General features: G+C 34.6%; 16 protein-coding genes and 6 pseudogenes. 5 read left to right on the forward strand and 17 right to left on the reverse strand.

Going from position 1 to position 19,629, the window contains the following annotated elements:
* The first annotated feature begins 19 nt into the window (after window positions 1-19).
* Entirely contained in the window at window positions 20-235 is a 216-nt protein-coding gene (locus B5P40_RS20925; RefSeq protein ID WP_002161752.1) for a spore germination protein, read from the forward strand.
* 401 nt (window positions 236-636) lie between these two features.
* Window positions 637-1,104: a hypothetical protein gene (locus B5P40_RS20930; RefSeq protein WP_063225944.1), complete on the forward strand. Its 468-nt coding sequence runs from the start codon at window positions 637-639 to the stop codon at window positions 1,102-1,104.
* Window positions 1,105-1,645: 541 nt separating this feature from the next.
* Here B5P40_RS20930 and B5P40_RS20935 read toward each other — a convergent pair.
* The 5 genes and pseudogenes from B5P40_RS20935 to B5P40_RS32905 all read right to left on the reverse strand — a co-directional run bounded on the left by B5P40_RS20935 (window position 1,646) and on the right by B5P40_RS32905 (window position 3,431).
* Complete coding sequence (locus B5P40_RS20935; protein WP_002187359.1) at window positions 1,646-1,873, reverse strand: hypothetical protein; 228 nt, start codon at window positions 1,871-1,873, stop codon at window positions 1,646-1,648.
* Between the two features lie 39 nt (window positions 1,874-1,912).
* Window positions 1,913-2,272 (reverse strand): Sak single strand annealing protein, encoded by a 360-nt coding sequence (locus B5P40_RS20940; protein ID WP_113709798.1) that lies wholly within the window; start codon window positions 2,270-2,272, stop codon window positions 1,913-1,915.
* A pseudogene (locus B5P40_RS32900) lies at window positions 2,269-2,751 on the reverse strand (siphovirus Gp157 family protein). The gene B5P40_RS20940 and the pseudogene B5P40_RS32900 overlap by 4 nt, the downstream one beginning before the upstream one ends.
* A 73-nt stretch (window positions 2,752-2,824) precedes the next feature.
* Window positions 2,825-2,911, reverse strand: a complete 87-nt coding sequence (locus B5P40_RS34410) for a hypothetical protein (protein WP_372421388.1) — start codon at window positions 2,909-2,911, stop codon at window positions 2,825-2,827.
* Window positions 2,912-3,243: 332 nt separating this feature from the next.
* Window positions 3,244-3,431 (reverse strand): annotated as a pseudogene (locus B5P40_RS32905) (hypothetical protein).
* Window positions 3,432-3,651: 220 nt separating this feature from the next.
* On the opposite strand from B5P40_RS32905, the pseudogene B5P40_RS33665 reads away from it, so the two are divergent.
* A pseudogene (locus tag B5P40_RS33665) lies at window positions 3,652-3,720 on the forward strand (helix-turn-helix domain-containing protein); the annotation flags it as partial.
* Window positions 3,721-4,410: 690 nt separating this feature from the next.
* Complete coding sequence (locus B5P40_RS20965; RefSeq protein WP_063225943.1) at window positions 4,411-5,106, forward strand: CsxC family protein; 696 nt, start codon at window positions 4,411-4,413, stop codon at window positions 5,104-5,106.
* Window positions 5,107-5,395: 289 nt separating this feature from the next.
* On the opposite strand, the gene B5P40_RS20970 is transcribed toward B5P40_RS20965, so the two are convergent.
* The 10 genes and pseudogenes from B5P40_RS20970 to B5P40_RS21015 form a co-directional block, all read right to left on the reverse strand.
* Window positions 5,396-7,210, reverse strand: coding sequence for an acyltransferase family protein (locus B5P40_RS20970; RefSeq protein ID WP_063225942.1), 1,815 nt, complete (start codon window positions 7,208-7,210; stop codon window positions 5,396-5,398).
* Window positions 7,211-7,436: 226 nt separating this feature from the next.
* Complete coding sequence (locus tag B5P40_RS34415) at window positions 7,437-7,766, reverse strand: hypothetical protein (protein ID WP_063225941.1); 330 nt, start codon at window positions 7,764-7,766, stop codon at window positions 7,437-7,439.
* A gap of 171 nt (window positions 7,767-7,937) precedes the next feature.
* A pseudogene (locus tag B5P40_RS20980) lies at window positions 7,938-8,279 on the reverse strand (hypothetical protein); the annotation flags it as partial.
* Between the two features lie 239 nt (window positions 8,280-8,518).
* Window positions 8,519-9,556 (reverse strand): exosporium leader peptide-containing protein, encoded by a 1,038-nt coding sequence (locus B5P40_RS20985; RefSeq protein WP_113709799.1) that lies wholly within the window; start codon window positions 9,554-9,556, stop codon window positions 8,519-8,521.
* 152 nt (window positions 9,557-9,708) lie between these two features.
* Window positions 9,709-10,102: pseudogene (locus B5P40_RS34085) on the reverse strand (restriction endonuclease); the annotation flags it as partial.
* 122 nt (window positions 10,103-10,224) lie between these two features.
* Window positions 10,225-10,728, reverse strand: a complete 504-nt coding sequence (locus B5P40_RS20995) for a DM13 domain-containing protein (protein ID WP_078177343.1) — start codon at window positions 10,726-10,728, stop codon at window positions 10,225-10,227.
* Between the two features lie 77 nt (window positions 10,729-10,805).
* Window positions 10,806-11,885, reverse strand: coding sequence for a sensor histidine kinase (locus B5P40_RS21000; protein ID WP_002144165.1), 1,080 nt, complete (start codon window positions 11,883-11,885; stop codon window positions 10,806-10,808).
* A complete protein-coding gene (locus tag B5P40_RS21005; protein WP_078177345.1) occupies window positions 11,882-12,592 on the reverse strand; it encodes a response regulator transcription factor in 711 nt (236 codons plus the stop codon). The genes B5P40_RS21000 and B5P40_RS21005 overlap by 4 nt, the downstream gene beginning before the upstream one ends.
* 851 nt (window positions 12,593-13,443) lie before the next feature.
* Complete coding sequence (locus B5P40_RS21010; protein WP_113709800.1) at window positions 13,444-15,609, reverse strand: binary toxin-like calcium binding domain-containing protein; 2,166 nt, start codon at window positions 15,607-15,609, stop codon at window positions 13,444-13,446.
* Window positions 15,610-15,823: 214 nt separating this feature from the next.
* A pseudogene (locus tag B5P40_RS21015) lies at window positions 15,824-16,539 on the reverse strand (IS6 family transposase).
* A gap of 423 nt (window positions 16,540-16,962) precedes the next feature.
* Here B5P40_RS21015 and B5P40_RS21020 point away from each other — a divergent pair.
* Window positions 16,963-17,313 (forward strand): VOC family protein, encoded by a 351-nt coding sequence (locus tag B5P40_RS21020; protein WP_113709802.1) that lies wholly within the window; start codon window positions 16,963-16,965, stop codon window positions 17,311-17,313.
* Between the two features lie 519 nt (window positions 17,314-17,832).
* On the opposite strand, the gene B5P40_RS21025 is transcribed toward B5P40_RS21020, so the two are convergent.
* Both B5P40_RS21025 and B5P40_RS21030 read right to left on the reverse strand, forming a co-directional pair.
* On the reverse strand, window positions 17,833-18,666 hold the full coding sequence (locus tag B5P40_RS21025; protein ID WP_113709803.1) for a VanW family protein: 834 nt from the start codon (window positions 18,664-18,666) through the stop codon (window positions 17,833-17,835).
* A 314-nt stretch (window positions 18,667-18,980) separates the two neighbouring features.
* Complete coding sequence (locus B5P40_RS21030; protein ID WP_002144172.1) at window positions 18,981-19,421, reverse strand: hypothetical protein; 441 nt, start codon at window positions 19,419-19,421, stop codon at window positions 18,981-18,983.
* Between the last annotated feature and the right edge of the window lie 208 nt (window positions 19,422-19,629).

Below are 19,629 nucleotides of genomic sequence, written 5' to 3' on the forward strand. Positions count from 1 at the left end.
AATAAAGCAGGTGAAAACTATACCATCTGTTGTTGGAAATCTGGTTGTACAAAATAGTAACGGTTCTTTCAACTTAGGCGATTTTTACAACGTTTCTCCAAAGGAAAATACGAAGGCTTATAATGGTTCAGGATCATCCAATGTTGCTTTTGTTGCCAATACCTTTAGCGGTGTTAGTGCAACAAACACATACGATTCTGATGTTGCAGACCAAAACCAAGTTGGGACAGTCTAGAATTGTTCATTTTCCTCTTCCTCCCCTGAATAAAACTCAATATTCCGTCAATAATATAGATAGGCGATAGCCAGAACTCATTTAATGAAGTCCCTAACCTTTCTCCTTTCCCCCTTGGAGAACCAGCCGAGCAGTTAGCTTTTGCTAGCTGCTTTTTTACAAATACTAATTAATTTATCCAAGCACATTTTGAAAAATCCCGTATGATTTGGTGTATCCTTTCTTTTAAGTGAATGAACTCGTAACGAGAGCACTTTATTAAGTGCTCTTTTCGTGTTTCAAATACATACAAAATGAATTTTTTGTTTAAAACCATCCTTATTTTTAGCTATAGTCTTACTAACACTTTTGTGTTAAAATCCTCTAGAATATTGATCTTTATATTATTTTTTGGAGGATTTATGAATAATCAAAACAACAATGGAACAAACAACATCAGTAGACTATTGGCAATTTTTCTAATAGTATCACCACTATTAATACCTATTGTGCTCCCTACAGCTATAATTGTAGGAATAAAACAATGGATGCCTGATGACGTTGAATATCCAAGTATAATATCACTATTGACATTATGTACTGGATTTTTCATAGTAGGAATCATCTTCTCTTTAGTATTACGAGTATTCAAATTATCTGAGGAAAAGCTAAAAGAATTAGGTTTCTTAGGGTTTACAATTTCAATTGTTAGTACCTTCCTGACGATGTATGTCGGATATTTTTGGCTAGCTAATCTTAATTTTACAACTGTGAAATTAACACCTCATGCTGTATTGATTTTTGCTATTTTATCTACGGTTCTTCTAGAGGCTATCTTTAAATTAATCGATAAATTTGATACCTCCGATGAAAGAGAATCAATAAATTAAAATTCAGCACCCCTTATCCAAGAGCACATACTCAAATGTGCTCTCTTTTATTTTACTTATTAAACTAGCGTTTTTGTTCTAAATGATACCCTCATTCATTAGGACACATTTACCAGTATTTTTACCAAAAAATTCATGATATCGTTAATTAGTCGAGTATGTCATTACTTGACGATTACCCTTAGGAGCCCCGCAGACAATCGGGGTTTCTTTTATTTAAATAAGGATTTTGTTAAAATCTTACATACATTTAGCTTTTGATATATAATGGAAATATCTATATATTAGGAGTGTTAAAAATGTCAGAAACCATAATAATCTGCCTATATATTGTTTTCGGTATAAGTGCAGTATTGGGCTTAATTAAAGAATTAAAAAAGCCAAAGAAAAACCAATTTTTGATTTTATTTGAATCTCTAATTTTGATAGGAGCTATATTTCTAGTAGCAAGTATCTTCATCTAAATTACATAACGAGAACAGCGGAGCAGCTAGCGAAGGCTAACTGCTTTTTTATTAAATAACGCTTTTATTCAGTTTTGTTACCGCATGTCATCACGTTGTTCTATATAGTTCAGTAATTCTTTTGAGCTTCGTTCGATTTCTTTCGTCAAATTCGAAATGCCATTCTCTGCTTTTTCTTCTTCAATATGTCCTTCCTGTGACAAGTGAAACAGCATTTCTATCTTAGCGACCATTTCTGCCGTATACCTTGCGTAGTCTCTTACATGATTAATTCGATATTGGTTTAATCCATGTTTGTATTTCATCTCTCATTCCTCTTTTCTTAACAAAATTTAAATTCGGTCTTACTTCACTCCTATAGATCCGAATCCGTTTTCTCCTCTTTGGCCGTCCACTTCAACAAAACTCGCTGTTTTCACTGGCGCTATGACACCTTGGGCGATACGTGTACCTCTTTCGGTTTGTCCTTTAATAGTCACGCTCACTTTAACAAAATAACCAGTTGGTGTTTGTAAATATGGAACCTTTATCCCTTCCACATTTGGTAATGGAAATTCATGAATTTCGGCAGAGACATTGGGATCTATCTTCTTAACTTCAGCCCACGCACATGCCCAAGTGAGATATGATAAGTTAGCCTTTTTCTCTAATTTGTCATTCACATTTATGTCGTATAATTGTTGGAAAAGTATTTTATCACTCATCCTATTCTCACGCCTTCACTCTGACGTAATGTAATTCCATCCCACTGCATTTCCTCTTTAACAGCTGCAAGTAATGATTTCTTATCAACCTTTGCTGGTTGTGGAACCATGTATTCCGGTGGAACTACAGCATCTAGTGCGATATCTAAGCTTGCTGGGTTCTTCTGAATACCAACTGTTACGATTGTTCCTTTGATACGCTTTACTTCTAATAAAGTCATTTTCTGATAGAGGTAATCTTTTAAGCTCTTACAATTGTTTTCTACCGCACTCCTACGTTCTGCTAATCGCTTTTCTTCTCACTTGATAGCTTCTGTATCTGCTTAAAGGTTGCGAATCAGTAGAGCAAGGTTTTGCGCTTTATCTTGAATGCTTTCTTCAATAGCTTGTAATCTACCTTCTAATGCTGATGGACCTACACCATCCTCAATCATCATTTGTAATTCGTTATAGTTATTTGTTAAGTCGTAAAGTCTCATAGTTTATTTCCCACCTAGAATGGCATTCTTCCATACGCTTGACCTGTTAAAACTGTAAATACATAATCAATATCTAACTTTTTAAGCTTGTCCTGTTCTCAGACATCTTTTTTAATTCTTCAACCGCATGAGCCACTTGTTTAGGTAAAAAGTCTGTCATATTCTAACTCCTCCTTATTCTTAGGAGAAAACATTTGATATAATGTAATTAGCGTAATTACATGTATTTTCTCCAAACCGTCCTAGGGGTAGGGCGGTTTTTTATTTTGTTTTGATGTTTCGCACATCGGAATATCCAGGAACCCATTTGCTAGGTGGGGGGTACCATTAGATTCCTGAATATATCAACAAGCGAAGATTTGTCCTATTGTTCATAATTCCGTAACACATATACATGAGTTCCTGTGTTACACTAAGCTCATTCGAAGAAGTCATTCGTTATTTATTGAATCAACAATTCTTAATATCCCTTCCCCTGCCCTAGCTCCTCTGCTAGGGTTTTGTGTTTTCTCTCCACTCTTTTGGGATTTCTAAAAGAGCATAGAACGTATTTCTTTTAATCGTTTCCAACAATCGAAAGCTTCATGAGGCGTATAGCCTTTTTCTTCAACTAATCTCGCTAGCCCAGTGATTATTAACTTTTGACCGAAACTACCCAAATTCAATTCATCTTTATTCATTTTCCATTCCCCTTTGTTCATAATTTCGTAACATCTATATATAAAGTTTGTATGAATTATGTGTTACACTTTGTACATTCCAAGAAGTTCTTATAGAATCGACAACTCGATGATCTTAGTACTGCCCTGCATCCTCTGCAGGGCTTCCCTCATTTATCTAGAGTTATATAATGGTACTTCACGATGACTTTCACGCTTTTATGTAACCCAGAAGATGAGAGAGAAAAAGAAAGCTTGGGAACAGTTAGAGATGTATGTTACTTATATGCAAAATAAAAAGAATGGCTAATCAAAGAAGACTACTTAACGCGACAGTCTTCTTTTTTATGTATTTGATTTTCCTTATAAGATTCATCTAGATATATTTTAAAAATATCTTCTGCTTTAATCGGAACCCCATGTTTCAAACCCCATTTCACCGCTTCCCTAACTCATTGCTCTTTCGTCATCATAAATTCCCCCTGCATCCTCTTTGTAGTTTGTGATTTTTTCCGAATATATCAATTTTTACTTAAATTAAGAAAAAAGAATTTCCCCAGAAAGCACGAAAACGAACGTACATTTTTGTCATCCGTGCTGTATTATTTAAATATTTTCTTATTCCTACACTATTATTCAGTAGTTTACATTCAAATCCTCATAAAAATTGACTTCAACCAAATTACCCTGATATCCTCAAAATTTTAAACAAAAGTATACATTCAAAACAATATAAATAAAGAAATCGAAAGACTCAAAAATACAAAACTCATATTACTATTTTTATAATCTTATTATAAGACGAATATACCTCATAAAAGCATCTACTATTAATAAGGTACTGATACTCATAGATTATTGTCTGTAGTTTATTAATAAACTACAATAAATAAAATTTAAAAACTAGTATACAAGCACATACATAAATAAAAGAAATGAATATATTGACATTGAACAGTTTTAAAAATCTAAAGTAATTTCAAAAAGGAGATTAGATAATATGAGCGAACAATGTCCAATTAATGTACCTTGTCAGGTAGACGGACAAACTCAAACACCATTAAGTGATGCAGCGGCAACACCAATTCTTACTCCAGGAGCACCGATTGTAAAAATACCAGTTGTATTAGCAGAAAGAACAATTCAAATTGTTGTAGAATCTGATATTTCATTAGATCCTCCAGCAGTTGAAATTAAACGTATCTTAAAAAACGTGTTTTTAACACAATGTAAATTAGTTCCTGTAGCATTTACTCCAGTACCAGGTACAAATTACCGCCGAGTTACAAGAGCAAAATTATTTGTACAAGGATATATTCGTAAAAATATCGAATATGCAAATGATGAGTGTAATGGAGTGCTATATGATCGTATTGCAAATGTTCCATTTTCTGGTTTTGCAGATTTAACAGCAGCAGATTTTCTATCACAAGCTATAGTAGCTTCTTCCTCAGATACTACATCTCACTTTATTAATCCTAAAAATGGTGATTTACCACGTTTAGACAAATACTTCTTCGAAAATACAGTGTTTTATAATGAACAACCATATTGTGAATTAGTAAGCGCTCAATTTTTCGAATTAGACTTTTCCCCTTGTCCAACAGATTTAAACGAGCCATTTGATACACTTCGCGAAAAAATTGTACTAGATCTTACTTTAAAAGTTTTACAAGTACAACAAGTACAAGTTTAAAATAAAGAAGCNNGCTTCTTTATTTTAAACTTGTAAATAAGAGGACTTCTTTTTATTCAAAACCAACCTACGTGAACTACTCGCCACTTAGCAAAGCTTGAAGTGGGAATTACTTTATTTCCAAAAACTAAGGGTTTTGAAATCTTTTTATAAAAAATAAAAAAGGTAAAGGGACCAATATGTCCCTTCACCTTTTCCTATACATGCATTGCTAATTTAAATTCAAGCCATATGCCTTGAGTCAAGTTTATGTTTGTAAATCTTTGCACCAGAGTCGTTTCCGTACCCCCTATTGATTCACTTCTTTTGCTACAAGAGCAGCATAAGCTTCTGCACCTATTTTTGTTAAATGTACGCCATCTGGTTCAAAGTACGCCTTATTTCCAGCACTTGCTGAATACCAATCAACTAACACCACATTTTTGTAAGATGATGCTGCTTCTTTTAGCTTCTCATTCACCAACGATTCCCACGGACGTGGTACCCTCGTATTGATTAATATAATTTTACGTTCATTCCCGATTACTTCTATTAATGATGCTAATTGCTCCTTGGTAAAGGCTCCATTTGTACCTAATCCAATAATGACATTACTTCCTAAATTCCCCTCATTCTTTAGCTGTTCCACAGCAGGGATTGCCTGTGACATTTGCCGTCCTATTTTCGCATCAATCCTAATATTAGGAAAAGCATTTTTTAAATACGGAGTAATATCAATCATGATTGAGTCCCCTACAGCTGTAACTGTTAGAGGATCTTTAGGCTGTGCGGGATTCTCTTCTTTTTGTTCTTCTTTATTCTGAGGTGGTTCATCGGCTGGTTTTTCCCAAACTGCAACTGGATGTTTAGCCTGTTCTTCTTGCACTGCTTCCACCTTATCTTTTTGAGTATTCTCCTTTTCTTTACTAGCTGTTGTTAATCCAAAAGTAGCTATCGAAGAAATGAATACTGCACATATTAAAACTAACTTACAACTTAAAGTTAAGTTTCTTATTTTCAAGTTCTTAATCCGAATATTCTTCAATGCGCCTTTTCGGATTGGATTTTCAATAAACTTCCACGAAATTTGTGCAACAATTATAATAAGAAGAAATTGAAGAATGGCTCTTGTAAACGAAAACTCCCCAGTATTTACCTTCGGAGTCGTCAATGTAATAATCGGATAATGCCAAAGATATATCCCATATGATCGTACCCCCATCCAACGCAGTGGTCTAAATCTCAAAAATTGTGCGATTCTGCTAGCCGGATGAGCGAGGTTAGCGACTAACAAGGCAGTAGCAATTGATAAAAGAACCATTCCCCCACGGTATAGAAACGGCTCATATTGATTCGTCTTCCAAAACATAGTGAGAATGATGATAAGAGCAACTCCCCCAATGATATCAAGAATAAGACGTGCTTGCGGAATAATTTTACTCGCAAGCCTACTGCTTGGCCAAATTAAGGCAAGTGCCGCTCCAATTAGTAAAGAAAAAGCCCGTGTATCAGTACCGTAATAAATTCTACTCGGGTCAGTGCCTGGCTCATATAGGATTGCCATTGCTAAAGCGGAAGCAATCGCTCCTAGACAAATAAATAAGATCATGCGTGATTGTTTTTTTATGTAATAAAACCCCAAACTAATGACAAATGGCCAGACTACATAAAATTGTTCCTCAACAGCTAACGACCAAAAGTGATTTAGCGGGGAAAGCTGACTAAAGCTATCAAAATAAGATAATTTATGATAAATATACCACCAATTACTAAAATATAATAAAGCAGCTAGTGAGTCTCCTCGCATTTTAACAAGTAAAGAACTATGAAAAATTGTAATCCATGCTAAGGTGACGATGAGCATGATAAGCATTCCAGGAAGTAATCTCCTTGCCCTACTGAGCCAGAATTTCTTCAAATCAATTCTCTTATTATTCTTCCATTCTATAGCCAGAATATCTGTAATTAAATAACCGGAAAGTACAAAAAATACAGTGACACCTAAAAATCCACCGGGCATCCAATTAAAATTGATATGATACAAAATAACACCTAGTATGGCTAGGCCCCTTAGACTGTCCAATCCAACCATATAGCGACTATTTTTCTTTAATGGTTCGGGCATTCGCAGTCACCCCCTATATTCATCTGAAAATTCTGCAAATACTTTTACTATAAAAACCTATTAATTTCATTCCCTCTAAAAAGTATGAACTATTTCCAAAATATAAAGATTACAAAAATATTACAAAACTCATTAATAAATATACTTACTTTTTATGATTAGATACACAGCAAATAGAATTTTATCACGTTATCTAGTTTCATAAAATAGTTTTATACATAAACCTTTAGGTTTTGGTGCAAATATAATCAAATTTGAAAAAAGGGCAATAGATTTTGTTAGGAATCCACTTCCCCTGTCTAGAACCACCCTGGTAAGGTATCACCTTATCTATCATGGGAGAATCTTGATACACATCTTTGTTTATATCTGAAGTAATGTGTTTTCTATCACTTGGTATGTTGGTGCCTGGTTCCCTTTCCGGAAACAAAGATATATTACTAATCTCTAATTCTTTTGAACCGCTTGGCACATCTTTTAAAACAGTAGCGTTATAATAATCAAATTCTCTTCCTGTTTCCCAGCTTCCATCACCATAGAAACTAATTCTCCCCAATCCTTGTGACTTCGCTTTAAAGGTTGCGGAAATATAATCATTATTTGGAACGTTTAATCACTTAAAAACAGCAATAGAACTTTCTCTTACCGTATAGGGATATAAGACTCGATTCCCTCCTAATCTTGTATCAAATACTTTGTATCCACTAGTACCTGTACCATTTGGATAAAAGGCTTCTTCTACATAGGCTTTAGCTGTATTTAAGGATTCTGAAGTACTGTTTACCATCTTATAAGTTAAAGCTTTCACTTCTTCTTCCGTTTCAAATCGGTAAGGGAAAGCACATTCTCCCTCTCCTATTTTTTCGTAAATAATCTCTTTTGTGCCATTTATATAAATATCGGTTACGTCCTTATCCTCTTGCAAAGGCTCTATAATCCCAGATCCCAAAATATCGTCACATACCATGTTTAATAACTGATCCGAAGGTACATCTGTGATAACAACTTGATAACTTAACAAGAAGTTTTTAATGATGGTTTCTACAGGGGCTCTCTTCTCTTTATTCATAAAGGATTCACTTAAAATATCGCGATGATTTTTCACTTAAAATACATCTGTTTTTTTCTATTTCAAAGTACATTTTCCACAAAATAAAAACCCTTAAAAACGTTGTCATATCAAGGTTTCCAAGCTGTCACCCACCCCTAAAACATGAAATAAAAGTTCCTTCAGAAGATTTGAAGGGAATTTTGTTTAAATAAATATAGCTATGATTATCAATAGTTATGCCGCTGTAATAGAATTTACTAACCGAATAACGAAAAAATGATTAATCCAGCAGGACTACTTAAACTTCCTGCATTAAACTCTCCAACACGTACTGGAGCTATCGGATTCAAAATATCATAAATTTCTACCGTATTATCATTAAAATTTGCTACATAAAGAGTGGTTCCTGTAATAGCTAATCCAGCAGGTTCACTTAAATTGCCACCATTAAACTCTCCAACACGTACTGGAGCTATCGGATTCAAAATATCATAAATTTCTACCGTATCATCATTAAAATTTGTTACATATAGAGTGGTTCCTGTAATTTCTAATCGAGTAGGACCACTTAAATTTCCACCATTAAACTCTCCGACACGTACTGGAATTATCGGATTAGAAATATTATAAATTTCTACCGTGTTATCTCCACTATTTGCTACATAAAGAGTGGTTCCCGTAATAGCTAATTCAACAGGTTCATTTAAATTACCACCATTAAACTCCCCTACACGCACTGGAAGTGTCGGATTCAATATATTATAAATTTCTACCGTGTTATCTCCATTATTTGCTACATAAAGAGTGGTTCCTGTAATAACCACTCCTATAGGTTCACTTAAATCGCCACCATTAAACTCTCCAATACGTATTGGAGCTGTCGGATTGGAAAGATTATAAATTTCTACCGTGTCATCTCCATTATTTGTTACATAAAGAGTGGTTCCTGTAATAGCTAATCCAGCAGGATTAGCTAAATTCCCACCATTAAACTCTCCAATACGTACTGGAAATATTGGATTGAAAATATCATAAATTTCTACCGTATTTTCATTGAAATTTGCTACATAAAGAAATTTAAGACTCACAGTTGGACCTGGTCCAGTTGGGCCTGTTATACCCGTTTCTCCCGTTGGACCGGTTGGGCCTGTTATACCTGTTTCTCCCGTTGGACCGGTTGGTACAGAAATTGGTGAAATCGGTGGCAATGTAGGCCCTACCAAGTTAGGATCAAATGAACTTGCAGATAGATTTACATTAGAGTTTAATCCGTACCATTTATTTTTGCTCTCCATATATCCCCCCTAAAAACACACATTCCCCACGTAATGCCAGTATTAGACAAAGTATTATTTTCTCTACAAAGATATGATATATAGAAGATGTACTATTCCCTTCATAGATTTTTCACTCTAATGAATGTATATCTAATAATTAACCTGCCAAGTTAATTATTAGGAAGGCTCACTACATATTGAGTTATGAGATGACCTTCAATGAATTCCATGTAAATTTCAGCTAGTCGAGATCCATCAATTAGCTCTACAATTAATTCTTTCGCATACCGTTTGGCGTTTTTCGAAAAACCACCGGTTGAAACGATATATCCACGTTTTGCAATATTACTGTGTACAAGTGCGATGGCTTTGTAAGACATATCACTTCACTTAGCCAAGGTATAAATCACCATTTAAACGATTTTCAAAATCTACACCATAATCTCCCAATGCTATTGTTACAACAGTTGTACCGCCGTGATATCGTTCAATCACATCTGCAACTAATGCTTCGAATTCTAATAGTGTTTGGCGAATAAAAACAGACGGAAATTTTTCATTTTCTTATGGATTCTGGTGCAAAAACGTACAATGAATTACAACAATTACTAACGATTGCATAAAATCCATCTGCAATCATACCAACTTTTTATCTGTCAAGAAACTTTGCAAAAGAACCTTCGTGCTTACTTTTTAAAATAAGCAGCACCAAAGTTTTCATTAAATCTCTTACACCAAACAGAAACCGAACCATATGTACTTACATCTATCCCTTCAGGAATTTCATAGTTTTGGTTGCCTTTGTTTCCCTTTAATTTTCCTAATTCAATATACTGATGATTTTTAACATCTTCATTATTTTTCAAACGATCTGTAGGAACTAATACTACTCGCACATCTGGCCCGTTAGATGTTGAAAAATTAGAAAGTCGTAAAATACGTTTTCCATCCGCTAATTGATGGATTGTTGCTGTTCCAGTTGTTTCATGGACACCGTTTTGAAACTGACCTGCACTTATAACTTGAACTTGATCCTGAACTTGTTTTGTTTTCATTGATTGCATTTCCGTCTGTGGCAATGCTTCATTCACTTTCTTATCAATAAATAATTTCTCCGGTCGGAACAAAGACCATAAAATTAACACGAGAATTATGGAACCACCTATAAGCCATACATATTTTCTTTTCATAAAGTAAAAAAACCTCCTGTAACATACTGTTTAGTTTTATGTTAACAAGAAGGTCTTTCATTTTTATAACGTAAATGTTACAAAAGTCTTTCAGCGGTTTTATTTTTTTCTGATGTGATGGGAAGAGTAAACCAAAATTCACTTCCCTGCTTACCATCTGCGCGATCCCTCACACCAATTTCCCCTTTGTGCATTTCAATCAATGATTTTGCAATGGCTAGTCCAAGACCGGACCCTCCAGATTGTGAACTTCTTGATTGATCTGTCCTAAAAAATCGTTCAAATACGCGTAGTTGGTCATTTGGAGAAATTCCTTCTCCTTCATCACGCAGAATGAACTGGACTTGTTGATTTTGCTTATTTTCCTCTACAATCAACTCAATTGTTCCAGAGACAGGGGAATATCGAATAGCATTATCTAATAAATTACCTATAACCCTTGCTATTTTACACGGCATAATTAATAGTCGGGGTAATCTATCAGGAACCTGCAATTGTAAATCAATCTGTTTGTCTTCTAATAAGACAGAATGTGACTCTAATACATCTAATAGAACTTTATCTATATGTGTGAAACTTGGATAAAAATCTACTTGTTCAAACTCTAACTTTGAAAGTTCAAATAGGTCATTGATTAATCCACTTAATCTTTCTATTTCTTTTAAGATCGTCGCTAAGTATTGCTTTCTCATTTCAGGATCTTCAATCAGGTTATCTTGTAACGCTTCTATCATCAATTGTATGCTAGCCATAGGCGTTCGTAAGTCGTGTGAAATATTCGTAATTAGCTCCTTGCGGGCTTTTTCCCCTTCTTCTAACTGAGTAAACCCTTCTTCTAATTTTTTTGCCATCTGTTGAAACGATGTTGCTAATTCTTTAAACTCCCGTGGTTCTTTTCCAATTATATACATTGTTTCGAATTGTCTATCACTAAATTGCTTCGTTAATGTCATTAAATTTTTGATAGACCTCATGATAGGGCGTGTCATTAACCAGTAAATAAACGTTGAAATAATCAGTCCTACAACCGCAATTACTGTTAATAACCGTGTTTGTTCCGGTTCAAGTAACATTTTCGTCTCACTATACCATATAGCAATTACCAGGATACTGGTACTTAATAAATTCATGAGTAACAATTGAATACGTAATCTCATGATTCATTTCTTCCATTTGGCTCAAAGCGATATCCTATACCCCAAACTGTATGAATCCAATGATTCTTTATCGTATGCTTCTCGAGCTTTTCACGCAAACGACTCACTAGCACAGTAACTGTGTTTGATGCCCCTTCATGTCCAAAATCCCAAATTAATTCAAGAAGCTGCGAGCGAGAAAATACTTGTTTTGGATGTTTTGCCATGACATAAAGTACCTCAAACTCTTTCACCGTCAACTCCACTTCATTTTCACAAACAAGTACACATCTTGTCTTTGGATATATTTTTAAATCTGGAAATTCTATCACTTCCGATAGGGATTCTTTTGCTTGTATCGCTACCTGGCTGCCTCTTCTTAGTATAATTTGAACCCTTAATACTAATTCACGAGGGGAAAATGGCTTTGTTAAATAATCATCTGCTCCCATTGTTAAGCCTAAAATTCGATCCCTTTCCTCCCCTTTAGCAGTTAACATAATAATAGGGACATTTGATTGTTGACGAATTTCCCCGCATAGTTCCCATCCATCTTTTTTCGGCATCATCAAATCTAAAATAATTAAATCTGGTTGATGAGTAAGAAATACATCCCAACCTTCTGTACCATTTACAGCGGTATATACTTCATATTCTTCTCTTTCTAAATACCGTTTGCAGACTTCTCGAATATTTTCTTCATCTTCTACGATTAAAATTTTTTTCATATATTAACCTCTCTTCTTTTCACCAAAAATACAAAAATTTCTCTTATATGCTTTCATCTAATAAATATGTACCCCCCCTACTTAAGTAGGGGCATCACGCTTGGCTAAAAGCCGACGAAAATTCGTTACAACAAACAAAAAAATAAACTTATAAGGCTAAAGTTGATACCATCTTAAGACGGTTGTTTTTAACCACTCGTTTTGAAGAAAATTTGGATATGAAGATATAACAACTGATTGTATCACTAAATCAGAATCTCAAACTTCGATCTCTTAATGACCAAAAACCCTAAAAACTATATAATCCAGATGATAATTTTAACATTGAGTTATTTACATGACTAGATAAATAATCTTAATCGTGGTATTTATCTAGTCATACAAACAGAAAATTAAAAGCGGATTTTTTACGAAGATTATATATTTATCCTGTCAGAATCGACTTTATGATGTAACTGTTTCCCAAAATCTCTATAATCATAAGATTGTATCTTGAAAAGGTCTATATAAGACGATACTCTGCATCATAAACCTCATATTCATTATATACAAATACAACATACTATATAAAAGCTTACAATCTGATAAAAAGTCATTCCGATATATAGTTCTACAATAATAAAAAATCCTAGAAAAAAACAAATCAGTGTGCCCCGATTCTATATCGAAACACACTGATAGCTTCGTCTTCTTAGAAATGTCCACTTTACAGAAACAAAACCAATATTTAACTAAATTAGTGTCCAGTAAATATTGACAATTTCAAAATCAACCTACATTCGTATGTCTAACTTTTTAGGTGCAGTTTATTACCGGTGTTTTTTATAACTTTGCAACAAAACCGTTCCCTTTTACTTAGCTTTGTCGAAACTCCATCTATTTAAAGACGAACCAGTATGCACATCATTACCATATGTCACATAACCAGATCCCCCCTTATCTAACCCTATATTGTTACCATCAGATTGTAGGTTCCATTCTCTCTGGTAATCAAGGCTGCCTGGGCTATGTATAGGATTAAATTTAAAAGTACTTGCATTTTGTTTTTGGTCAAAATGGATATAACCATTTTGAAGTTTTAAATATTCATAGCCTGAATAAGCACTATTTTGAACTTTAATATGTATATCTTCACCTTTTTTGATTGGTTGTCCAGGTTTAGGCTGCCCTTTTCTTTCAATAATTACATTAACTGGTTGAGTGTAATTCCCAGCATACGCAAGATATTGCCATTTATCATTTCCTTTATAACTAAGCACAGGATTTCCACTAGCCTTCATAGTATAAGGAGTTCCTTCTACAATAAGTTCGTCGCTGAATCGATGGGTCAAATAATTTTCATATTCTTTATTATACGTAACAACTGTAGAGATTTTTTGTGTCGGAAGTTTCTTTTGTGCATCATTGATTTCAAATGTAACTTTTTGTAATGGATTGAAATCATTCAAACTTACAGCTTCTTTAGACTCATATACGTTTCCTTTTCTCACTAATGTTACTTGTTGTGTTTGTTTGGATTTTTTATTTTCAAAAGAAACAGAGACTTCATTACTCGCTCCGAATAAGCCAGGTACGACTGCTGCATAAAACTTTTTCGTAAATGGATCATAAGCACTATATGACAATTCCGGTTGCTGAATTTTTGTGAAAACACCGACTTTTGCGCCTTTCGAAACATAAGATTTTTTAGCATTTTCTAGATTCTCTTTCGCAACGATAACTTGATCTCCTCTGCTATTATCTATAAATTCATTTATCTTTGTAGAATCTACTTTAACATGCTTCAGAACCTCGTTAAACGTTAAATTTGTATCACTACCAACACCTTCTGGTGCATACATTCTAAACTTCGGTTTGTTCCCGATATCAGTCTCTAGTATTGTAGTCGAAGCATTTACACGAGATTCAAATTTTCCTGAATCTCCTAAATTCATAAATTCTCCATCTTTCTCAATATACAATTCCATTGTACTCGTAGGTAGTACTTCAACAGAAAGAATTGCACCTTGTTCAACAGCTTTCAATTCATCTAACGACAAGTAAATATTTACATCTGCTTGATTATCTACACTGTCTATCAATACTTCTGTTGTATTTCTTCCACCTTTTTCTGTACTTAACTGATTTGCTTTATAACGATCTTGTGTTGCCTTTACTGTACTGATAATCTTGTCCCCTAAACGAATGTTAAAATGAGGAGAAACATTTTGAGCAGACGCCGTCCCTGTATTTTTATATTCTAACTGTAAGCTCACTTTTGCTGCTTTTGCTGAATCAACAGTTTTTGCGGTAGACCAATCTATATTAGAAGAATATCTTTCGGTATCTGTTGATGTTTTCGAGTATCCATAGCTTACATTTAATGAGGCCTTCCCAGAAGGAACAGGACCGGCTGCGGAACCTTCCACACCACCTTCGACACCTGCTCCTACACCAAACGAATGTTGTGTCGATACACTTTTTTCCCAACCTTTATCAATGGACCCACCGTTTGAATCCGTAATAGCCGCAAGAGGAGTAACCCCAATACGTTTTATACCAACTTGCAAATTCGGTATATTTGCAACCACTGGATTAAACTCAGTATCAGAGTTACTGCCATAATACTGAACTTCATATGCATCTGTAAAAGGATCTCCATCCGAATTCGCGCTCATAGGATTTGTAATAAATTTCAATTTATCTTTGTCTCGCTCTGGATCCCATGCCTGTGCCTCATTTTTCCCGGTTTGTCGATTGAACTCAATTTTATAGCCTTTTATTTCTAAGTCGTTAGAAATACCATCTTGATCCCAATCGTTATTTTGTATTTCAATTTTTTCAGTAGACATCTTTCCCTTTTTTCCATCAGTTCCATAGATAAGATCTTTTCCTTCTTTTGCATTTGCATCCTCTTTGAACATTTCAATTGTGCTTCCTGCATTCGGCTGTTTTATGTCTGCTAAAGCAGGATATGCTAAGGTCAGTGCCATCGATACACTACCTAATACACTAAGTGTGGGCTTCAATTTCTTCATTTTTATTTTTCCTCCTTGATTTTTAGGTAAGTTAGAACACCTACTATTAAGAACAACTTCATCATATCTAATATATCTTTCATTTCTCTCTCATAAGTGTTACAAAAGTCTTTCATAAGTATAAAAAAAATCTTTCATACATCTATTACTGGTTCTGGTGCAAATATTTTTTGAAGATATAAATAAATAAAGAGATTCCTAACGGAATCCGCTTTTATGCTAGAATACCGAATAGTTGATGAATGAGGTTCACTTGATTTTGGACAGACTTCTCTTGAGAGGTTTGTCTTTTTTCATCATATGCATGGCTTCAATCCCAGCAAGAATCCATTTGGCAGTCCGAAAGGACTTTAAACTTAACATAGTACGTATGCGTTTCTTGATAAAGCGGTGATCCTGTTCCACAATGTTATTTAAATACCGAATTTGCCTCAACTTCACACCTATCGGCATGCTTTTTTCTTCATGTAATCCTTTGATAGCAACAGGATATGCTGGGTTCTTATCGACTGTAATCACTCGAGGTGTTACGGAATGACAGGAAGCCAAGGCTTTCTTCAAGAAGCGCTTGGCTGATTTAGCATTTCTATTCTTGCTCAGATAAAAATCGATGGTATTTCCTTCAGAATCCACAGCACGATACAAGTACATCCATTTCCCTTTGACTTTTACATATGTCTCATCGCCTCTCCAAGAATCATTGGTTTTCTTTAAATAGCGTCGAACTCGTTTGTCTAACTCAGGGCTATATTGATGTACCCATCGCATGATGGTAGTGTGAGCAATGGACAGACCTCGCTCCTCCATCATTTCCACTAAATCACGAAAACTTAGATTGTACCGTAGGTACCATCTTACTGTTAGCAAAATAATATCAGGCTGATAGTGCTTCCATTTGAACGAATTTTGCCTATTCACACTGAACACCATCCCTTTTCTAGATTGATAGTATCAGTATGGCCAAGTTTAAGAGATTTTTTGCACCAGAATTCAACTAAGTGATACTCAAGTTTATGAATCTCACTCTCTATTTTTTTGGTTACGAATATCACCGATAAACAACGTTTGCTAAATAATGTATTACTATGACCTAGTTTTACACGTATCTAGGCTGAATCTCATTATAATTCACGTGAAATTTTCAGGAATGTCGGGTTCCCTTATTCATATTCCATAATGTTACAATATTGGTCAAGCACGTTATAATTAAATCGTTCACTTTTCGCCATTTATTAAACTAACGGGCAGGATATGTTAATCAATTCGCGAATACTTCAAATAATCATTAGCAAAGATTCTGCATGAACCATAAAAAATGGTATCCTTAAAAAAGTGAAGGGGCGGCATAGCCTTATGAAACTAGGACATATAATGATTTTCGTCAATGACATGACAAAGGCGAGATGGTTTTATTCTGAATTGCTGGGTTTAAAAACATTGTTAGAGCAAGAAAATAAGCTTGTATTTGCCCTTGACGGCTGTCAGCTTATAGCTTTTAAGTGTGAAAAGACCAAAGAAATTGGAGATTATTCAAACGAGGCTAGAACAGTTTTGGTGTTAGAGGTCGTATCTGTTGAGCAAACTTATAAGGAAATGAAGGAAAAGGGTATTCAATTTTTGCATGATAAACCTACTCAAGGGCGATATGCTGCTTTCGTAGATCCGTTTGGTAACGTGCATGAAATCGCTGAATCGTTCGGATGAGTCCCACGGCAACAATTCTTTCTTTTTCGGGCCATTTATAAAAACCTTTAAGACGATATGATAAAACCGTGATTTAAAAGTATATAGAGTTGAAATATGTAAAGAGAAGCCCTTTAAATATGTTCCTTAACCTTATTTTTATCACCGTTTATATGTGTTCTGTAAACAAATGTTGTTAAAATCACCTCAAAAAGTTAACGGAATTCCAGTTCTGTTAACTTAAAATGACGGGTGGTCCCAAAAAGCAGTAATCTTTGCCGTGCCCCTTATAGAATAAAAGTGTCCTAGCAGTTCAAGATATTGATCCCTATTGTTTGTATTAAATTAGTTTGTTTTGCCTATAAGGGGTACCGCCACATCGCCATCAACTTAAGCATTTAGGCTATTTTTAAAGTTAAAAGCACGTTACTATTCTTTTATATTAACGGGAAAGAGTGACGTACTTTTTATGCATAATTTCAGTGTACACAATGACATTATTTTTTGCACCAGAACCGGATAAACTACTGGTGTGCTATATTAATCTCCACTTTCCTCGTTATTACAAGCTAATAATGGTTCGTACATCATTATAGCGTGATTCTCCGTTACATATTGATCTTCTACAAACTGTTTCTGTTGGCTATATACTCTACGTTGAATAACATTATGTCGTATATAACCACCCCAGTATGCAGATTGGATTGAGTGTTCTTTTTCATAAACTTCATATTGATAAAGCTGCGGATAGGCTGTTCTCCATTCACCAACTAAATGTTTATCTGTGATATAAAGGTGAAGTTGATACGATTGGTCCGTTTCATTTTTAATTTGTAAGTCCAAATAGTTATAGGAACAAGTCGCTCCGCTTCCAAACGGCTGGGTCCGCTTGGAATCAGGAAAGACATCAAAGCTATGACGATATCGCTCTGTTACTGTCAGTGGTGTATGTAAGGTCATCCAATATATTAAATTTGAAAGCTGACAAAGCCCTCCTCCAATGCCTGCTTGAAAAGATCCATAGTGTAGTATCATACCTTCTACATACCCTTTTCTCCTAGTAGGCTTACCTATTAAACGCCAGTAAGAGAATGTTTCTCCCGGTCTAATGACGATACCATCTAGCTGTTTAATGGCAATCTTTAAATTAACAACTTTATTCTGTTGATACCACATATCTACATCCTTGAGCTTACGAAGTAGTATCGTTCGGTGCTGAATCGCTGTACAGGGTAACTTTTCTTGTTGTAAAGTTTTTGCGTATGTTTTTCCGTCTGCTAACCACTGGATGTACCTCTTTGTAGAGTAATACCATGTTCCTAGCATAATACGATACTTAGAACGCTGTTTAGGACGTAACTTCACTATATTCATTTTATTTCCTCTCCTCTCTCTATCGTATTTATAAGTGGTTGGAAGCATATCTCCTTCTGTGTATTAGTAGGAAAACGAGCACCCTTTCGCTATGAATAAGAGTGCTCGTTTTTTCTTTTATGGATAATTCTCGAATCGTTATAGTCTCTCCTAGTAAGCGAAAATTAAATCCACTTCTTTGAAATGCCCATTTTATTCAATAAAAAGCAGCCTTACCCACTTAATATCAAACGATTAACTACACCTCCAACGGTTAGATGCGCCCTAAAAATTAGAGGAGGGTGTAGTTTTTTTATAAAACAGCTTTTAAAAATTTAATCCAAAGAGTTTACCGCAACTTGGAATTGTCCTGTAGATCCATCATCATTTGAAACGTAAATTTTATATGTTCCCACCGGTAATGGAGATAAAGCATTCCGCACATTTGTAACATTAATTTTTTGTTCACCCGGTTTTATATAACCACCAACGATGGGCTCCTTATTTGGACCTTTTACGCTATATCCCATTTTATTTTGACCATTATTTTTTATAAAAAAGCTTAAATCTGTACTCCCCTTATATACAAAAGAAGTTACAGCCTCTCCAGTATAATCCAGTGTTTGAGTTAATAATAGGTCTGTAGGAACATGTTCAATTACATTGATTGCATCATTTGATTTTTGTACCTCTTCAGCATAAGCATTATTACCTAACACGCCAAATGTTAATGCTGAAATTACTCCACAACTAACTATTAATTTATTTAAATTCATTTTAAGTTCCCCCTTGCTGTTTGTATTACATTACCATCATACATTCTTTTTAAGAGGATTTTAATGTAATGATTCATATCTTTAAAACGGTATATATTAACATCCATTCTTTAATCATTATGAAGAAGTATTATTCGCTTAGCACTTTCTCATTCTCCACGATCATTTTACTTTACTTTTCTTCTTTATCATTTTAGCCAAGAAGACT

Origin of the sequence: Bacillus sp. SRB_8 (assembly GCF_003264205.1) — a bacterium.
Taxonomy (GTDB): domain Bacteria; phylum Bacillota; class Bacilli; order Bacillales; family Bacillaceae_G; genus Bacillus_A; species Bacillus_A mycoides.

Excerpts from the sequence above, each read along its gene's own strand:
- B5P40_RS21010 (WP_113709800.1), bottom strand. The coding sequence starts at position 15,609 with ATGAAGAAATTGAAGCCCACACTTAGTGTATTAGGTAGTGTATCGATG.
- B5P40_RS21020 (WP_113709802.1), top strand. The coding sequence starts at position 16,963 with ATGAAACTAGGACATATAATGATTTTCGTCAATGACATGACAAAGGCG.
- B5P40_RS20985 (WP_113709799.1), bottom strand. The coding sequence starts at position 9,556 with ATGGAGAGCAAAAATAAATGGTACGGATTAAACTCTAATGTAAATCTA.
- B5P40_RS21000 (WP_002144165.1), bottom strand. The coding sequence starts at position 11,885 with ATGAGATTACGTATTCAATTGTTACTCATGAATTTATTAAGTACCAGT.
- B5P40_RS20970 (WP_063225942.1), bottom strand. The coding sequence starts at position 7,210 with ATGCCCGAACCATTAAAGAAAAATAGTCGCTATATGGTTGGATTGGAC.
- B5P40_RS20940 (WP_113709798.1), bottom strand. The coding sequence starts at position 2,272 with ATGAGTGATAAAATACTTTTCCAACAATTATACGACATAAATGTGAAT.
- B5P40_RS20965 (WP_063225943.1), top strand. The coding sequence starts at position 4,411 with ATGAGCGAACAATGTCCAATTAATGTACCTTGTCAGGTAGACGGACAA.
- B5P40_RS21025 (WP_113709803.1), bottom strand. The coding sequence starts at position 18,666 with ATGAATATAGTGAAGTTACGTCCTAAACAGCGTTCTAAGTATCGTATT.
- B5P40_RS20935 (WP_002187359.1), bottom strand. The coding sequence starts at position 1,873 with ATGAAATACAAACATGGATTAAACCAATATCGAATTAATCATGTAAGA.
- B5P40_RS21005 (WP_078177345.1), bottom strand. The coding sequence starts at position 12,592 with ATGAAAAAAATTTTAATCGTAGAAGATGAAGAAAATATTCGAGAAGTC.
- B5P40_RS34410 (WP_372421388.1), bottom strand. The coding sequence starts at position 2,911 with ATGACAGACTTTTTACCTAAACAAGTGGCTCATGCGGTTGAAGAATTA.
- B5P40_RS20995 (WP_078177343.1), bottom strand. The coding sequence starts at position 10,728 with ATGAAAAGAAAATATGTATGGCTTATAGGTGGTTCCATAATTCTCGTG.
- B5P40_RS21030 (WP_002144172.1), bottom strand. The coding sequence starts at position 19,421 with ATGAATTTAAATAAATTAATAGTTAGTTGTGGAGTAATTTCAGCATTA.
- B5P40_RS20930 (WP_063225944.1), top strand. The coding sequence starts at position 637 with ATGAATAATCAAAACAACAATGGAACAAACAACATCAGTAGACTATTG.